The following is a 328-nucleotide window of genomic DNA, read 5'->3' as shown; positions in this document are numbered from 1 at the left end:
GCACCGCGCCGCAGGTGGACGCCGACACCGACTACACGGTGACGGTCACCGCCACCGACCCGGACGGGCTGGCGACCAGCAGCAGCTTCACTCTCAGCGTTGCCGACGTGCCGGTGACGGGCCCCGAACAGGCGCCCTTCCCCGGTCCCGACGCGCCGCTGCTCGACGGTAGCCTGACCGTCGCCGCAGCCAATTTCGACAGCGGCGGACAGGGGGTGTCGTGGAACGACGATCCGGGCCGCGACGCGCCGCACCCGCTACGCGGCGACACCGACGTCGAACTGGTCGGCGCCACCAATGACATCGGCTATGTCACGCCGGGCGAATG

General features: G+C 71.3%; 1 protein-coding gene. It reads left to right on the top strand.

Going from position 1 to position 328, the window contains the following annotated elements:
* The coding region (locus tag ACXAJT_RS27675; protein WP_475242264.1) for a hypothetical protein at positions 1–328 on the top strand (328 nt) is incomplete at both ends.

Source organism: Salipiger sp. ABF4_146 (assembly GCF_056161345.1).
This window is presented reverse-complemented; position numbering and strand designations above follow the sequence as displayed.